Origin of the sequence: Primorskyibacter sedentarius (assembly GCF_004342065.1) — a bacterium.
In the GTDB taxonomy this organism is placed as follows: Bacteria; Pseudomonadota; Alphaproteobacteria; order Rhodobacterales; family Rhodobacteraceae; genus Primorskyibacter; species Primorskyibacter sedentarius.
On sequence record NZ_SLZU01000001.1, the window covers coordinates 807,110 to 823,326 of the forward strand.

A 16,217-nucleotide genomic window follows, 5' to 3' on the forward strand; every position below is an offset into this window, starting at 1 on the left:
CGACTTGGGTCAGCCGGGCCTGTAATCGCGGTTCGCCTCGGGATCTTCGGTTGAATAGCCCAGATCGTCCAGTTGCTCCCAAACCTCTGCGGGGATGTCCCTCAGCGCCCAATCAAGCGTCTGGCTGACACGCTCCGGCGTAGAGACGCCGACGATGGTTGATGTGATACGCGGATCGCGCAGCGAGAATTGCAACGCCACCGGCCCCGGGGCGATACCGTTTTGCGCACAGACTGCTTCCAGCGCGCGGACGGGCGCCAATTCGGCCTCTCCGGCAGGCTGGTAGGTCACGCGCGGCATGACGGCGCTGCCTTTGGCAAGAACCCCGCCGGCATAGGGCGCTGCGTTCAAAACCGCGATGCCACGGCCATTTGCATGGGTGAAAATCTCGTCGGCGGCGCGGTTCAGCAGGGAATAGCGATTGTGGCTGATGATCGCGTCGAACGGGTTCGCCCGCAGTAGCGGGAACATCACGTCGATCCGCCCCATCGCCAGCCCGACCGCATCGGCGAGGCCCTCTTCCTTCAAGCGAAACAATGCCTCAACGGTACCACCCGTCGCCGTGATTTCCCCCAGATCGCGCGCATGTTCGGGATCATGCAGATGCAGCATTTGCACGCGGTCAAGGCCAAGACGCTCCAGACTTTCCTCAAGCGACTGGCGCACGCGGTCCGCGTCCAGCCGTCCGGTTTCCATATCGCGGTCGATCTTCGTGGACAGCACGAACCCGTCCGGCAACCCGCCCCGCTCGCGGATGGCATCGCCAATGCGTGCCTCGCTGCGCCCGAACCCGTAATTGTTCGACGTATCAAGGAAATTGACCGGTCCGTCGAACACCGCCTGCAACGTTGCGCGGGCGCGGCCCTCGTCCACCTCATAACCGTAGGTGTCGGGCATGTTCCCCAGCCCCGAAGTGCCAAAGCAGATATTCGTGACACCAAGCCCCGTATTGCTGATCCTGCGTTTATCCACCTATGTGTTCCTTATCCTGTAGAATTTGGCCGCTGTGCCGCCGAAAACCTGCGCGCGGGCCGACGGGTCGAGATTGCATGTCAGGCGACGGGCTTGCGCATACCATTCACCGTATTCGCATCGCAGTCGTGCCACCGGCCAGTCCGACCCCCACATCACCCGGTCCGCGCCGAAAACCTCCAACACGTGGTCGGTGCAGGGTGCCAGCGCGTCATCCGACAGGTCCGCGCCTGCCTCGGTGACCAGACCCGACAGCTTGCAGGCGGCTGACGTGTCGCGCGCCAGCCGGGTCATGCCCGTCTTCCATGCCTCGAAATCGGATTGTGACTGCGCGCCGATTTGCGGCTTCATGCAATGGTCGATGACGGCGCGCATGTCCGGGTAGCGCGTCAGCACCTTGTGAAAATTCTCCAGATGGCGCGGAAATCCCAGACAATCCAGACTGAGGTCAAGCTCGATAATGGCGCGATACGCCCATTGGATATCGTCGCGCAGCATCCAGTCGTCATCGGGAATGTCCTGAATCAGGGGCCGGACGCCTGCGAATTTCGGATGGGCGGCCAGTCTTTCGAGCACGCCGCTTTGGCTGCTATCTTCGAAATCCACCCAGCCAACCACCTTGGCAACATGCGGTGTGGCATCGGCGATGCCCAAAAGGTATTCCGTCTCTGCCACGCTGGGTGCTGCCTGCACCAGCACGGTTTGCGCGACGCCCGTCTCTGCAAGCGATGCGGCAAGGTCGGCAGGCCCGTATTGGCGGCTGAGAACCGGATCGTCCGGCGGCAACCACCCGTAATCGCCGCGCGCAGGGTTCCAGAAGTGGTGGTGGGCGTCGATGATCACTTGAACTTGTCCGCCCAGTCGGGGTGCCAGCGCGACAGGGGCGGACGATTTTCCGCGATGTCCCCGGCGGCCCAGCGGATCCGGCGCGCATCCATTTCAGAGGTGACCTCGTTATCCGGGCAGATGATGTAGAAGTCACCTTTCTCCAGCCGGGGAAGCATGTGGGCCACCACCTCTTCGGGCTGCCAGCCACCGGGGTTGGGTTTGTGCGGCCCGGTGATGGTGAACCCCGGCACCAGAAGATGCGCAGAAACCTCGCAGCCTTCGGTATTGCGCAAACGGTGCTGGAGCTGTTCGGTATAGGTCTTCAACGCCGATTTCGACACGTTGTAAATCGTGTTGCCCGGCGGGTTGGTGATGCCCTGCTTGGAGCCGGTATTGACGATCATGGCAGGCCTTCCCGCCGCGATCATGCCCGGCAAAAAGGCACGTTCCGCATAGACCGCTGCCCAGAAGTTGACGTCCATCGTGCGCCGCCATTCGTCCAGATCCTCGCGCGCGCCTCCGGCAACCCGCGTGGCGGCATTGTTCATCAGAAAGTCGACCCGCCCGAAACGGTCCCGCACGGTCCGGGCCAGTGCTTCGATCTCTTCTGGATTGGCGACATCCGCAGGACAGGCAATCCCGTCACCGGGAAGTGAGGCCAGAATGTCATCCAGCCGGGTCCCGTCGATATCCACGAGGACGACCGACAGGCCTGCATTCGACAATGCCTTGACCGTCGCCAACCCGATGCCGGATGCCGCGCCTGTCACAACGGCGACGGCGCCTGCGCTCAATGCGGGATGTGTCATGTTATACTCTCATCTCAATAGAACCGGCGGCGCGGGGATCCCGTACCGCCGGAGTGGTTTGATTGCGACAGGCGTCAGTTCACGCAGGTGTCGATATTGCTGTTATCGCAGACATCCAAACCGGTATATTGCGGGTCTTCAACCGTTTTTCCGTCCACGATGTCCTTGAGGATATACATCGCCTTGTAGCCCATCTCGAACGGCCGCTGACCAACCAGACCGTTGGCAAGACCATCCTTCGTCTGCTCCAGCTGCATGTCCAGCGTGTCCGCGACAACGATGGTCAACTCTCCGGCATCCATACGCTCCTTGTAAGGCTCCGCCGCCTGACGATAGGCGTTGTCGAACCACATGGTAAAGGCGCCGGTCGACAGGAACAGCGTGAGATCCGGGTTGGCTGCCAGAATGTCCGACATGCCCTGCACCGCGACATTGCCGTCATCATTGGTGATAAGCGGACAGGCCGAGATTTCGGTCCAGCCGCCCTCGCCCGACAGCGCCTTTCCGGGAGGCGTCCCCATATCCATGCCTGCCAGCGTATCGCGGGCACCTTTCAGACGCTCGTTATGGTTGGCTGCCGCAGCGCCGCCCGTTTGCAGGCAGACCGTGCCCCCATCTGGGTGGCGCGCCATGGCCAGCTTTGCAAGGTTCACGCCGATATCGCCGTTGTTGGTCCCCACGAACATGGTCCGCAGGTCCTTGTCTTCCGGCAACAGGTCGGAATCCCAGGTGATGACCGGGATACCTGCATCTGCCGCACCCTTCAGCGCCTTGGCCATTGCCGGCGCGTTCGAAGGCGCCACAGCGATCCCGTCGACCCCTTTGGTGATCAGGTCCTGTACGATCTGGATCTGCTCCAGCTCCGTATGCTCGCCCGGTCCGATATATTCGCAGGTCAGCCCGTCAACCTCTTCCTGCGCCTTGTAGCAACCGTCGCGTGCAAGATCGAAGAACGGGTTGTTCATCGCCTTGGGCACCAGTGCGAATGTCATGCTGTGGCCGTCCGCCATTGCCGCGAATGGCGACAGCAAACCGGTCAGGATCGTGGCTCCTAAGAGTCGTTTCATGGTCTTTCCTCCCTTTGGATTTTTCGAAGAGTTTGGAAATGAGGGTCTTACTTGCCCCCTCGATTGCGGATCTGTTCCAGAAGCACTGCAAGAATCAGGAACAGCCCGACAAAGAATTGCTGCCAGAGCGCCGGGATACCGGCCAGCAACAAGGAATTTCTGATCAGTTCGACAAGCGCCGCGCCGATGGATGCGCCGAACGCATAGACCACCCCCCCCATCAGGTTGGCCCCACCAATTACCGTCGCGGCGATCACGTTGAGCTCGTAGGTCGCACCCATCCCGTTGGTGGCAGAGCCGGTGTAGCCAATGAACATGAAGGCCGCGAGCCCGGTGCAAAGCGAACAGACGACATAGACCGAGACGATCATGCGCTCGACCGGAATGCCCGCCAGCTTTGCGGCCTGCGCGTTCCCCCCGATCGCTACGACCCAGCGCCCCCAGGTCGAGAATTTCCAGACCCACCAGAACACCCCCGTCAGGATCGCCAGCACCCAGACGACATTCGGGATGCCAAGGACGCTTTCACCGCCGATCCATTCGAAAAGGTCCATGTCCGGGCCGAATTCGTAGATCATCTTGTTGTTGGAAATCACCATCGCGATGGATCGTGCCATGGCGAGCATGCCCAGCGTGACCACGAAGGGCGCCATCTTGAGGTAGGCAATCAATATCCCGTTGATAAGCCCGACCACCGCGGCCGTCAGCATGCACACGACAAAACCGGCGCCTATGCCGAACCCCGCCTGCATGGTCAGGCCCAGCGTGATCGCGCACAGGCCCAAAAGCGAGCCTACCGAAAGGTCAATCCCGGCCGTGCAGATGACGGCCGACATGCCCAATGCCATGATGCCGAAAAACGCCATGTTTCGCGTGATGTTGAACATGTTGCGCTCTGTCATGAACGCGTCGGACACGAAGCTCATGACAAGGCCGATAAACAGGATTGCAACGAACACCCAGAAAGGCTGCGTCCGCAATATTGCGCCAAAACCGGACACTTCCTGGCGCAGGGTGATGTCTTCGTCGATAGCCGCGTGGTCCGTTCCGGCCTGGGCCGCGTTGTTCGGTTTTGGTGTCGTATCCGTCATGCTGCTTCGATCGCCCCGATAATGAGTCCGGTCACTTCTTCCGGGCTGGTTTCCTTGATGGGTTTGTCCGCGACTTTGGTCCCGCGCCGCAGCACAGCCACCCGGTCGCAGACATCGAACACATCGGGCATCCGGTGCGACACCAGAACGACCGCGTGGCCGGTCTCTTTCAATCGCTTGATCAGGGCCAGAACCTCTGCCACCTGCCGGACAGAGATGGCGGCGGTCGGCTCGTCCATCAGCACAAGCTTGGGGTCCGACAGCCGCGTGCGTGCGATGGCAACGGCCTGTCGCTGGCCACCCGACATCTGGCGCACCAGATCGCGCGGCCGGGTCTCCGACTTCAGCTCGGCAAAGAGTTCGCCCGCCCGTTTGTACATCGCCGGGTAGTCCAGCATGCTGATCGGCCCGAATTTGCGCTTCAACTCCCGCCCCAGGAACACATTCGCCCCGGCAGTCAGGTTGTCGCAAAGCGCCAGATCCTGGTAGACGATCTCGATCCCGGCATTTCGCGCGTCTATCGGTTTGTGGAAGGCGACAGGCTTGTTTTCAATGCGGATCTCACCCGAAGATGGCATGAAATTCCCCGCGATGATCTTCATCAGCGTGGATTTGCCTGCACCGTTATCGCCCATCAGGCCGACAGCCTCGCCCGGCTGGATCGTCAGGCTGACCTTGCTCAGCGCATGGATGGCGCCAAAGCTCTTGGTGATATTGTCGAGCTCCAAAAGGCTCATCGTTCCTCCCCAACCTGTTGGTCCGCGGCGCGGGAACCGGCGAGGTTTCCGAACATCTCGGACGCTCCCATCAATCCGGGCATCCGCCACGGCAGCCGTCAAAATTCACGCAGGAATATCCCGTGTCAGATCGGCCATCCGGTCCTCCCAATCCGGATGGCGGCGGTCTCGTCAGCACATCAGGCGCGCATGCGTATCCCGCAAAAGGAGCGCCTTTGCCCTTACGAACAAACCAGTGAGCCTTGCAGATCACCTCCCCCAATGCCGCGGTCACCGGGCCGGCGCCTGCACGGGGCAGGCACATCTGACCCGGCTCTGCGTCAGGGCTTTCCCACAATATCGGGCAGCCCCGAAGGTGACGTTACGCCAAAGACGTGTTCGTTGCCAAGAACTTCCCGCGCTTGTCTTTCCCTAAGGTTACAAAGCGCCGCTCAACCTGTTTACCCCAAGGTCACGGACAGGCATTTTCTGGCGATGTGCGGGAAGACCAAGCCTGAGCACGCTCTGACGTTTGGGGCCTTTTGTGCTTTTTGTACTGCTCTTTTGTACATAAGCCCCCCGGACCGACCATTCGCCCAAAATTGGTGTCCGACAACATGCGATGAAGACGCCACGATGCTGCGATGCTGCGCTACTGGGTCGGAAGGCGGACAAACTTACCGTTCAGCCAATTGGCATCATACTTGTCTAGAGGCACGAGCCGATGGATGGATCATAGTATAGTATGGTTAGTTAACGACGTTGGCCCCCAAGCCGCCAACGTCTATAGGAAAATGATGCGGCACCTTAATCAACAGCACCCTCCAGTTTCACTTAACAAACACGAACAGATTGTCATGGCTGTGGATGCTCGAATTTTTCCAAGTTTGTCTGACGTGATATTTATTACTTTGTTTGTTCCTGTGTGGTTTTTCCTTTTAGTACCAATACTTCACCGGATTTTTCGACCGATTACTTATATCATTACGACAGAACGAATTCTAGCCGTTGAACCAAACGGAAAATCCTACGGAATTGGGTTGGACGGCATTACTAAGATGAAGGGCACGAAGACATCCCTTATGATCTATGGTGCCGAAGACCGCCTTTGGTTGCCGCGCCTACCAGACGCTTGGTTTTTCGAGAGTGTCGTTTGGAATGTTGTTGATAAGGTCGGCCTTTCTGATGGGAAAATCGGTAGGTAAGGGCTCAAACCGGACGGTGCCCGTTTTGGACGGGTAGCTGGGGCGGGCATGCTTTGGCAGCGTCAGCAACGCAAAACCCCGCCCGGTTCAGGGGCGGGGTTTGGTGTGGGATCTGGCGCAGGGGTCAGGCGCGTTCGGAATATTCCATGGTCTCGGTATTGACCACGATCATCTCTTCCTGGCCCACGAAGGGCGGGACCATGACCTTGACGCCATTGTCCAGAATTGCGGGCTTGAAGCTGTTGGCGGCTGTCTGGCCCTTCACGACCGGCTCTGTCTCGGCGATCTGGCAGGTGACTTTCTGCGGCAGGGTCGCGTTCAGCGCCTCTTCTTCGTGGAATTCGACAACGATCGTCATGCCATCCTGAAGGAACGGGCGACGTTCGCCCAGAATTTCTGCGGGCAGCTCGACCTGATCGTAGGTCTGGGTATCCATGAAGACCAGCATCCCGTCATTTTCGTAAAGGAATTGCATGTCCTTTTGTTCAAGCCGCACGCGTTCCACCTTGTCGGCAGAGCGGAACCGCTCGTTCAGCTTGGAGCCGTTGCGCAGGTTGCGCAGCTCCACCTGGGCAAATGCCCCGCCCTTGCCGGGCTTGACATGGTCCACCTTGACGGCGGCCCACAGACCCCCGTCATGTTCCAGCACATTGCCGGGGCGTATCTCGTTTCCGTTGATCTTGGGCATGGGTCAAAACCTTGGCAATCGCTTGATCATATTAGCGCGGCACCTATATCTCGTGGACGGCGTGCTGGCAAGGCAACCAAATCTCGTGCTGCACCCGCAGAAAGCCATGCGCACAGAACATGGCAGCCATGCTTTTTAGCTATATCCGAATCGTTCGGAATCAGCCATAACGCACGGCACGCCGAAAAGAAAAGAGCAAGAATAAAAGGACGAATCATGACCGATTTCGTTGATGGCACGGCTTTCAACAGCGAACAGGGCAACCGTGCCCGAAAATTGTTCGCCGCTGTTGTGTTGGCCGCACTGGACGACGCAATTGCCGACGACAAGAAGTACGGCAACGGCCCCGAGCAGATCGCCCGTTGGGCACGTTCGCGCGATGGGCGCGAAGTTCTCAGCTGTGCCGGTATCGACCCGAACGAACGGGTTGTGTCCGGCCTGATGGAGTTCGTGTCCAAAGGTGTCCGCACCTCCGTCGCGCTGTCGCGCGAGGAAAGCGAACGCCGTCATGCCGCGCAGCAAGCTGAGGCGGCCTGACGACACCCGGGCAACCGGCCCAAAAAAAGCGCGTCCCGTTCATCGGGCGCGCTTTTTTCATGTCTGAATGCCAAGGATATTGATCAGGCGGAAGGCCTTGACCGGTCAGTCGAAATCCTGGCTGAGCAGGGCACGGTTGATCTCGCGGCGCACAAGTTTGCGCACGTTGCGTGTGATCCGCTCGCCCAGAACGCCCTGAAGTTCCTGTCGGACAATCTCTGACACCATCTCTCGCAGGGCGGCCTCGTCCAGAAGCGGCTGGGCTGACGGATCGACCAGATCGGTGCCCGCCGGCTTGGTCGCGGGCGCGCCATCGGCAGATGCCTGCGAAGCTTCACTAGCGTTTTGCGGGCGGGGCGACGGGGGCGCGAAGGGGGCGGTGCTGCCATCCTCGTCCTCTTCGGTTTCCCAACGGGGCGCGCCCTTGGCGAACATCGCCTCCAACTCGGCGATCTTGCTTTCCAGACTGCCATCGGACGACGCATCAGCAGGCTTGTCCGCGCCCGCCCGGTTGGCATGGAGCGTATAGAGATCGTCGCCACGGGCCGGGGTGTCGTTCGAATCACTGGCATCTGCCGAGGCAGGATCGTTCCGGTGTGGCCTTTTCGCAGACCTGTCCAGCAAGAGCGCCGCTGATGCCTGCCCAATCGGGGGATCGGCCTTTATGCCCGCAGAGGCCGGCGCCTTGCCAACAGGGTCGGTTTTCTGATCAGCGCGCTTTTGTGCCCCCGGCGCAGCCTTCGCGGCGCCTTTGCTGGAAGTGCCCGGCACACGCTGCTCTGGCGTCAGGATCAGCAGATCCGCAGGCGGTTTGCCCGGCTTTCGCGCCGTGACGCGCTCCTCGTCGGATACAAGCCTGCGGATGGAGGACAGCACGTCCTCTATTTCGACATTCGTCACTGGATCAGACATCTTTTTACCACTCTCGCCTCCCGGAAACTGTACCGGGCGACGAGGATTCTCACAACCGGTGGCAAGGGGCCTAGTTCTTGCCCAATGCCTTCAGCACGCGATCAAGCTTTTCGCCCTGTCTGCTGACATGTGGCGCGTCCTTGACGAGGTTGTAATAGGCAGAAGGGTCGTATTGCTGCACGCCCAGCTTCAGATGGTCCGCGGTCAGCAGCCCCGCCGTGTAAAGCAGCGTATAGGCGGCGACATATTCATTGGCCGTCGCGTCGATCAACGCGGCGCGGGCGTCCAGCAGATCCTGTTCGGCGTTGAGCACATCAAGCGTGGTACGCGCGCCCAGCTTCGCCTCTTCGCGCACGCCGTCAAAGGCGACGGTTGCTGCGCGGATCTGGCGCTGGCTGGCATCGCGGGCCGCACGGGTCGATTGCAGGAAGGACCAGGCATTGCCTGCGGCCTGTTCCAGCCCGACCTGCACAACATGCAGATTGGCGCGTGCGGCATCGCGGTTGGCCTGCGCCTGACGCAGCAGCGCGGAACGCCGCCCGCCCTGATAAAGACGCTTCGTCGCGGTGATGCCGATATTGCCGCCCTGAGAGCTTGCTTCGGATCTGAAGTTCTCGGTAAAGCCATAGCTGCCATCGGCTGTGACCGACGGATTGAAATCCGCCTTGGCCCGCAGGATGTTCAGCTCTGCCACGGTGACCTCGCGCTGCGCCTGTTTCATGTCAGGATGGTTGCGCACGGCCAGAGCCTTGGCGCGATCAAGGCTGGAGGGGATGTCCGGAATGGCGCGCGGCGGCACAAGCTGGCCCGGCGCCCGGCCGACCGCGGCGCGGTATTCCTCTTTCGCCTGATCCAGCTCGCCCTGGGCGGAGGCCAGAGCGGAGCGCGCGCCGGCAAGCTCTGCCTCGGCAAGGGCCACGTCGGTACGGGTCACTTCGCCCACCTCAAACCGGTCCCGCGCCGCGCGCAATTCCTGTGTAATCAGGCGCACGTTGCTTTCGCGCAAGGCCACGTTTTCGGTGGCGCTGCGCACGCCCATGAACGCCTCGACCGCACGCAGAAACACGTCCTGTTCCAGACTGATCAGACCTTCGCGGGCTGACAGCACGGATTCCTTGGCGGAATCGATGGCAAGCTTGGTGCGGCCGAAATCGAACAGCGTCAGCTGAACCGAGAGTTCATAAGAGGCCTGGGTATTGGCGGTGCCGACGGTCCGGAATGCCGTGCTGGTGGACGCGCTGCGCCCAAACGTGCGGTTCAGCCGCGCGGTCCAGTCAACCACCGGACGCAGGGCCGATTGGGCCACGGCGACATCTTCATCCGCTGCCCGCAGCAATGCCCGGTTCTGTTCCAGAAGTCCTGAAGTGTTGTAGGCCCCCACCAGCGCATCCGCCAATGTGTCTGCCCATGTAGCCCCGGGAACTGTCAGCGCGAGGGCCGTGAGGCCCGCTGCCAGCTTCGCCTTGAACGCTGTACCTACCATGCTTGCCTCGTCGCTATGCCCGTTTTCCCGGGTCGATGGTTGTGCCTGCGCCCCGCCCGTCAGAGCGCGAAAGCATCCTGTTTGCCGAACCCCGGCAGCACCGGGGCGCCGGCGTTGAATCCGAAGCGCCAGTTGATGCGCCCCTTGTGTTTGTGACCGATACGAACCGTTCCCAACGCGTTTTCCTGAAACAGCACCGCGATGCGGCCACCCTCTTTCAGTTGATCGTCAAGCGCCTTGGGCAGTTCTTCGACACCGCCTTCGACGATGATCACGTCATAGGGGCCATGCTCTGGCGCGCCTTCGGCCAGGGGGCCGACATGCAGGATCACGCTGTCGGCATGATGTTCTGTGAGCAGGCCCTGCGCCTCTTCAGCGCGGGTCTCGTCATCCTCGACCGCCACGACGGCCTCTGCCATGCGGGCGATCACGGCGGAGGAGTAGCCAAGCGCCGCCCCCACGTCGAGCACAAGCTCGTCGCCCGAGATTTCCAGCGCATCCAGCATTTTGGCAAATGTGCGCGGCTCCAGCAGGACGCGGCCGCCGCCAAGTTCGATATTCTCGCCCATATAGGCCGCTTCGCGTTTGTCACGCGGCACGAAAGCCTCTCGCGGCACCGAAAGCATCGCGTCAATGATCGGAAACTTGGTGACATCCGATGGGCGGATCTGTGTATCCACCATCAGTGTCCGGCGGGTCGCGTAATCGGGCATGTACTAAACTCGTTCGTTCAGATTGTCGTCTTTTGTTTTGACACAGAAGACCCGGCTCGGCAATGTCCGCGCGCCCGAAAAACGCAGCCTGTTGCCGGCCTGTGCCACGGCAGGGGCAGATATGCCCCGATATGCGCGCTCAGCCCGCCAAATGCGCCACAACTGAGCGTTCATGCGCAGAATCGCGATGTTCGAACAGGTAGATGCCTTGCCATGTGCCGAGCGCCAGCCGTCCGCCACTCACCGGAATTTGAACAGAGACCGGCAAGAGCGCGGCCTTGATATGGGCAGGCATGTCGTCCGGCCCCTCATAGGTGTGGGTCAGATAGGACATCGCCGGGTCGGTCGAGGGCGGGACCAGCCGGGAAAAGAAGTTGCGCAGGTCGACCTGCACCTCCGGATCGGCGTTTTCCTGAATGAGCAGGCTGGCAGAGGTATGCCGGATGAACAGCGTGAGCAGCCCCGAAGATACCCCCTGCTGCGCGACCCAGCCGGCAACGTCGCGGGTGAACTCATACAGCCCTTGCCCCCGGGTCCTGATGGTAAAACCGGTCTGCATGGTTTGACCCAGGTCAGTCAAAAATCCGCTCACCCTGCTGGTCGATCATCTGCTTGGCCTTTTCGATCGCGGCCTTTTCGGCCTCGGCCTTGTCGCGGATGACATCTGCACGGATCAGGTGATGAGACCTGGTTTCCCCGTTCACCTCACGTTCGATCCGTGCGGCGAGGCGAAACCCGCCATCGGCCCCCATCGGTTCGGGGATGATGTGGAAACCGTTGTATTCGACGGGTTGCGGCGCAGCCGACTTACCGCCGCCCCCGCCACCGAAAAGTTTTGAAAACAGTGACATGTCCATTCCTGACAACGTTGATCCTGCCAAGTGTAACCCATCGCGCCGCCATACTGAACCGGTCTTGGCAAAGACGACCTTGTCCTGGGCCAACCTCCAGTTCCCGGAGAAAAAACGTGATGCCCGCAAATTGTGTTGGTCCGCAGAGAGCCCTTAGTGACTGATGCTGCGCTATGCGCCAATGTCGGCAATGATTGAGACTTGCTCACGTCGATGCCAATATGCACTTGAAACAGCTAAGGGAAAGAAATGAGGATAGTTCTTTTCTGCGTGGGCCTTTTTCTTGGCTACGGGGTCCATACGCTAACCGACTTCAGGGAAGACTATTCTCGGTCAGTAGAGCTTGCTGAGGCAAACTGTGCTATTTTGGTGCTTTCTGATTCAAAAGTTGAGCTTGATCCGGTCAGAGTTGATTGCAAGCTCATCGTCGACGATGACCATTTGCTGACATTCGAAGTGAGTGAGATCGAAGGGCTTTACGTTGACTGCCTGCCAGGCGCAGCTTTTTTCAGGCGCGAAATCTCTCCTAGAGAATGCAGCCTGTATGAGCGGTAGTCTGACAGAGACACCGAGATGTACTTCACGCAGCGAAGGCCAGCAATTTCCTTCGCATTGAGCCGGAGTAGCCATTAGTGCAACTGCAGCGAAAGCTCGCTTCTCTAATCGGGCGTTTGGGTCAAGTTCATTTCATCGTTTCATTTCCGTCAGATAGGGATCGTTGTCTCTCATCCGGGTCACACTTCTCTTCGCAGTCATTGATGGTCCGGTTCGGTTGGACCGCTGCATGCATGTGTCGGATTGGACGTGGAGCGCCCCGCTTTGTCTCGCGCTTCAAGTTGCGCAGTGAGCTTTTTCGGCGTCATCCACAGACCTCGTCCGGTGAGGGACGATCCCGTCATTGGCTTTTGGTGGGTTTGTCAGGTCATACAGTGCCCTCCATTTTCCCATGACGGAACTCGGTGTTGTCTGCCCAAATGCGGTGCATGATAACGGCCAGTTTTCTGGCGACAGCGACTACGGCACGACGGCGGCCCTTGCGGCGCATCAGACGCAAGCCCCAGCTTTTGATTTCAGAGCTTGCGACGGAGCGCATCATCATCGCATTGGCCGCGGCATAGAGCGCTGCGCGCACATCGCGGTCGCCTGCTTTTGATATACGGCCGGGATTATCAATTTCGCCGGATTGGTATCGTCGCGGCGTCAACCCGAAGTGCGCCGCTACGGGAGAGTGTCCGATCTTCTGTGTATGAGTAAATTGGCCCATGCTTCCAAACTGAAGGAGCATGACGATAATGACGATTTCCAAGGAAGTTTTAGACGAGCTGCTTTTTGGCGTTGAGAACGCTGACGATTTGCTGGGCGATCAGGGCCTGATGAAGGAACTGAAGGTCAAGTTGATGGAGCGGATGCTGGGTGCGGAACTGACCGAGCATCTGGGCTATGAACCGGATGCGGAACCCTCGAACCAACAGAACAACCGCCGCAATGGCACGACGCGCAAAACGCTAAAGGGCAATGATGGGGCGTTGCCGATTGATGTCCCCCGCGACCGGGACGGCAGTTTTGAGCCTGAGCTGGTCAAGAAGGGCCAGACCCGGATCGACGGCATGGATGACAAAATCATCGGTCTGTATGCCGCCGGATTATCAACCCGTGATATCCGCGCCCACCTTGAGGAGGTTTATGGCCTGAAGGTGTCCGCCGATCTGGTCAGCCGCGTCACAGATGCCGTCCTGGAAGAAGTGTCGGACTGGCAAAACCGCGCCCTGGAGCCGATGTACCCCATTGTTTTCCTCGATGCCTTGCGCGTCAAAATCCGCGACGCGGAAAGCCGTCAAGTGAAGAACAAGGCAGTCTACGTGGCCCTGGGCGTCAACGCCGAGGGCGAACGCGAGGTTCTTGGCCTGTGGATCGCGGCAAATGAAGGGGCAAAATTCTGGCTCTCGGTGATGAACAACCTGCGCAATCGGGGCGTCGAAGACATCCTGATCGCCGTTGTGGACGGCCTCAAGGGCTTCCCTGACGCCATCAACGCGGCCTTTCCGGACACAACCGTCCAGACCTGCATCGTGCATCTCGTGCGCCACTCCCTGAACTTCTGCGGCTGGAAAGACCGCAAGATGGTCGCCAAAGATCTGAAGCGGATTTATCAAGCCACCGACGACAACGAGGCCGAGAAAGCGCTCGCGGATTTCGAAGCAGAATGGGGTCAAAAATATCCCTCAATTGCCCCAAGCTGGCGAAGGGCGTGGCAAGAGGTCATCCCGTTCTTTGCCTTCCCGCCAGCCGTGCGGAAAATCATCTACACGACAAATGCGATTGAGAGCCTGAATCGAGTCATCCGCAAAGCAACCAAAACGCGCGGTAGCTTTCCGACAGATGATGCCGCGACAAAGCTGATCTACCTCGCCATCCGCAGCTTCGAAAAGACCGGCAGGGCCGTCAGGGAATGGGTTGCTGCGCGAAACCAGTTCGCTATCCTATACCCCGAACGGTTCAACAAATGACCCGTCGAAACCGCATGGGCTAAGTCTCATACACAGAGTTTCGGATACTCCCCGCTACGGTGCGGGAACTGGTAAACCGGGCCGGATCATCGACAGCTGCACGGAAGGTCAGTGCTGCGATAGGGCCAACTCCCGGAATTGCCATGAACCGCAGACAGATCTCATCCCGACTTGCCGCCTGTTTCACGCGGCGATCCAGTTCACGGTACGTCTTGTAGAGCACGACCCGCGCATCAAGCAGTGGAAGCAAAGCATGTGACAGATCCGGATCTGCCTCCACCAAAGGCCTAACACGTTCATCAAACGACCCTTGATCGACACGCGATGGTAGCCGCAAGCCAAAGACCCTGAACAGCCCGCGAACCTCATTGGCCAGATCAATGCATTTCTTCTGGATCGCCTTGCGGCTGCTGAGCAGGGCACGCACTGCGTGGGCTTCCCGGCTCTTGATAAAAACCTCGCTGAACCAGCCGGACCGCAGCACCTGCGCAATGCCCCGCGCATCCGTCCTATCGGTCTTGTTTCGCATCGCCGACAACGCCGCATTGACCTGACGCGCTTCCATGCAGACAACCTCAAACCCAGCGGCCCGGAGGCCATAGTAGAGATGCTGGCTCATCGCTCCGGATTCAAAACCAACGCGCAGCTTTGAGATTGGAAATTTCTTAAGGCTTCGGACAATGTCATCAATCTCGCATTCGACCGTACGCTCGAAGACATGCTTGCCATCCACATCAATGACGCAAACTGCAACCGACCGCAGCGACACATCCAAACCCACATAGTAATCCATTTCGTTCTCCTCAAATTGCAGAAACACACTGCAACTCTATCAAGAACCTGACCCCGCTATCTGGTCAGCCCGATTACCCATGCTTTGTCCGCGTCCTGCCAGTTAGAGCATTGCGCAGCGAACGGTTGTGCTTCCCGAAGCTGCCACTCCTGAACCGCGCAGCGAAGGAGGAAGGAGAGCCCATTCTGTGGAAAAACAACGTGTTGCGGTCGCAGAAAGTAGTGCGCTGAACTGACCGCGAGCGCCTTTCTGATCAGGCTTTGCGCGTTTGCTGCGGTGCAGGAAGGATCTTGGCCAGTTTGCGGAGGTTTTGGGCGGTGGCGGCGAGTAGGAATTCGTCATTTGCGCCGCACGGCCCACGTAATCGCAGTCGTCCCAACCCGAGAATGCGTTTGAGGTGGGCAAAGAGCATCTCAACCTTCTTTCTGAGCTTCATCGCAATCTGGTACTCTTCGGTTTTGGCCAGATCCCTGGCGACCTGACGCGCATCTTCGTGCTCCTCGCGGGTGATCTTGCGCGCATCAGCGTTGGGGCAGCATTTTTGCTTGGACGGGCAGACCTGGCAGACGTCTTTCAAGGCGCGATAGCGGGCTGTGCCTTTGCCCGTCGGGCCCCGGTTCGGATCGGAATAATTCCTGCGAAACTGTTTGAGCGCGTGACCCTCGGGGCAGATGTATTGATCATTCTCAGCGTCCCATTCGAAATCTGTGCGTGTCCAAGTGCCGTCGGGGCGTGCGGCCTTATCGATTACCGGGATGTAGGGGTCGATGTCGCGATCTACGAGCCAGCCGAGCATCGGGCCTGAACCATAGGCGGTATCGGCGATCATCCAGTCAGGGACCAGGCCGAACTTGTCTTTCACCCGTGTCAGCATGGTCTGCGTCGACCCAACCTCGGCTTGCCGGATTGAACGGGTGCCTTCGACGTCCAAAATAACACCGTGATCCGTGTCGATCAGATAATTGTCGGAATAGCTGAAGAAAGCAGGCCCTTTTCGCGCGGCAGTCCATTGGCTGGCCGGATCGGAATGTGAGGTGAACTTGGG

General features: G+C 59.5%; 19 protein-coding genes. 4 read left to right on the forward strand and 15 right to left on the reverse strand.

Annotated features, from left to right (window positions below):
* Window positions 1–9: 9 nt before the first annotated feature.
* From EDD52_RS03765 to EDD52_RS03790, 6 genes are all read right to left on the reverse strand, one after another.
* The gene (locus EDD52_RS03765) at window positions 10–972 is read right to left on the reverse strand and encodes an aldo/keto reductase (RefSeq protein ID WP_132241923.1); all 963 of its coding nucleotides are present in this window, start codon (window positions 970–972) and stop codon (window positions 10–12) included.
* Window positions 973–1,815 carry an amidohydrolase family protein gene (locus EDD52_RS03770; RefSeq protein WP_132241925.1) on the reverse strand — a complete coding sequence of 281 codons (843 nt, stop codon included), beginning with the start codon at window positions 1,813–1,815 and terminating at the stop codon, window positions 973–975.
* Window positions 1,812–2,609, reverse strand: coding sequence for an SDR family NAD(P)-dependent oxidoreductase (locus tag EDD52_RS03775; protein ID WP_132241927.1), 798 nt, complete (start codon window positions 2,607–2,609; stop codon window positions 1,812–1,814). The genes EDD52_RS03770 and EDD52_RS03775 overlap by 4 nt, the downstream gene beginning before the upstream one ends.
* A 74-nt stretch (window positions 2,610–2,683) precedes the next feature.
* A complete protein-coding gene (locus EDD52_RS03780) occupies window positions 2,684–3,676 on the reverse strand; it encodes a sugar-binding protein (protein WP_132241929.1) in 993 nt (330 codons plus the stop codon).
* Window positions 3,677–3,723: 47 nt separating this feature from the next.
* Window positions 3,724–4,767 (reverse strand): ABC transporter permease, encoded by a 1,044-nt coding sequence (locus tag EDD52_RS03785; RefSeq protein WP_132241931.1) that lies wholly within the window; start codon window positions 4,765–4,767, stop codon window positions 3,724–3,726.
* A complete protein-coding gene (locus EDD52_RS03790) occupies window positions 4,764–5,504 on the reverse strand; it encodes an ATP-binding cassette domain-containing protein (protein WP_132241933.1) in 741 nt (246 codons plus the stop codon). Before EDD52_RS03790 ends, EDD52_RS03785 begins: the two co-directional genes overlap by 4 nt.
* A gap of 707 nt (window positions 5,505–6,211) precedes the next feature.
* Between EDD52_RS03790 and EDD52_RS03795 the strand changes: the two genes are divergently transcribed.
* Window positions 6,212–6,688: a hypothetical protein gene (locus EDD52_RS03795; RefSeq protein ID WP_132241935.1), complete on the forward strand. Its 477-nt coding sequence runs from the start codon at window positions 6,212–6,214 to the stop codon at window positions 6,686–6,688.
* A gap of 124 nt (window positions 6,689–6,812) precedes the next feature.
* Here EDD52_RS03795 and efp read toward each other — a convergent pair whose 3' ends face one another.
* Window positions 6,813–7,376, reverse strand: a complete 564-nt coding sequence (gene efp, locus EDD52_RS03800) for an elongation factor P (RefSeq protein ID WP_132241937.1) — start codon at window positions 7,374–7,376, stop codon at window positions 6,813–6,815.
* Between the two features lie 216 nt (window positions 7,377–7,592).
* Between efp and EDD52_RS03805 the strand changes: the two genes are divergently transcribed.
* On the forward strand, window positions 7,593–7,913 hold the full coding sequence (locus tag EDD52_RS03805) for a DUF6280 family protein (protein ID WP_132241939.1): 321 nt from the start codon (window positions 7,593–7,595) through the stop codon (window positions 7,911–7,913).
* Window positions 7,914–8,018: 105 nt separating this feature from the next.
* On the opposite strand, the gene EDD52_RS23590 is transcribed toward EDD52_RS03805, so the two are convergent.
* From EDD52_RS23590 to EDD52_RS03830, 5 genes are all read right to left on the reverse strand, one after another.
* Window positions 8,019–8,825, reverse strand: coding sequence for a hypothetical protein (locus EDD52_RS23590; RefSeq protein WP_165907426.1), 807 nt, complete (start codon window positions 8,823–8,825; stop codon window positions 8,019–8,021).
* Between the two features lie 70 nt (window positions 8,826–8,895).
* Complete coding sequence (locus EDD52_RS03815) at window positions 8,896–10,308, reverse strand: TolC family outer membrane protein (RefSeq protein ID WP_132241941.1); 1,413 nt, start codon at window positions 10,306–10,308, stop codon at window positions 8,896–8,898.
* A 59-nt stretch (window positions 10,309–10,367) separates the two neighbouring features.
* The gene (locus tag EDD52_RS03820; protein ID WP_132241943.1) at window positions 10,368–11,021 is read right to left on the reverse strand and encodes a protein-L-isoaspartate O-methyltransferase family protein; all 654 of its coding nucleotides are present in this window, start codon (window positions 11,019–11,021) and stop codon (window positions 10,368–10,370) included.
* A gap of 139 nt (window positions 11,022–11,160) precedes the next feature.
* The gene (locus tag EDD52_RS03825) at window positions 11,161–11,580 is read right to left on the reverse strand and encodes a secondary thiamine-phosphate synthase enzyme YjbQ (RefSeq protein ID WP_132241945.1); all 420 of its coding nucleotides are present in this window, start codon (window positions 11,578–11,580) and stop codon (window positions 11,161–11,163) included.
* Between the two features lie 13 nt (window positions 11,581–11,593).
* A complete protein-coding gene (locus EDD52_RS03830; RefSeq protein WP_132241947.1) occupies window positions 11,594–11,872 on the reverse strand; it encodes an HlyU family transcriptional regulator in 279 nt (92 codons plus the stop codon).
* A gap of 249 nt (window positions 11,873–12,121) precedes the next feature.
* Here EDD52_RS03830 and EDD52_RS03835 point away from each other — a divergent pair, with 249 nt between their 5' ends.
* Complete coding sequence (locus EDD52_RS03835; RefSeq protein WP_132241949.1) at window positions 12,122–12,427, forward strand: hypothetical protein; 306 nt, start codon at window positions 12,122–12,124, stop codon at window positions 12,425–12,427.
* A gap of 367 nt (window positions 12,428–12,794) precedes the next feature.
* Here the strand turns inward: EDD52_RS03835 and EDD52_RS03840 are convergent, their stop codons facing one another.
* The gene (locus EDD52_RS03840) at window positions 12,795–13,157 is read right to left on the reverse strand and encodes a transposase (protein ID WP_207905965.1); all 363 of its coding nucleotides are present in this window, start codon (window positions 13,155–13,157) and stop codon (window positions 12,795–12,797) included.
* Between the two features lie 7 nt (window positions 13,158–13,164).
* On the opposite strand from EDD52_RS03840, the gene EDD52_RS03845 reads away from it, so the two are divergent.
* Window positions 13,165–14,379 carry an IS256 family transposase gene (locus tag EDD52_RS03845; RefSeq protein WP_132241951.1) on the forward strand — a complete coding sequence of 405 codons (1,215 nt, stop codon included), beginning with the start codon at window positions 13,165–13,167 and terminating at the stop codon, window positions 14,377–14,379.
* 19 nt (window positions 14,380–14,398) lie between these two features.
* Here the strand turns inward: EDD52_RS03845 and EDD52_RS03850 are convergent, their stop codons facing one another.
* Window positions 14,399–15,172 carry an IS110 family RNA-guided transposase gene (locus tag EDD52_RS03850; RefSeq protein WP_243651820.1) on the reverse strand — a complete coding sequence of 258 codons (774 nt, stop codon included), beginning with the start codon at window positions 15,170–15,172 and terminating at the stop codon, window positions 14,399–14,401.
* 253 nt (window positions 15,173–15,425) lie between these two features.
* On the reverse strand, window positions 15,426–16,217 hold a 792-nt coding region (locus EDD52_RS03855), incomplete at its 5' end, for a transposase (RefSeq protein WP_165907449.1).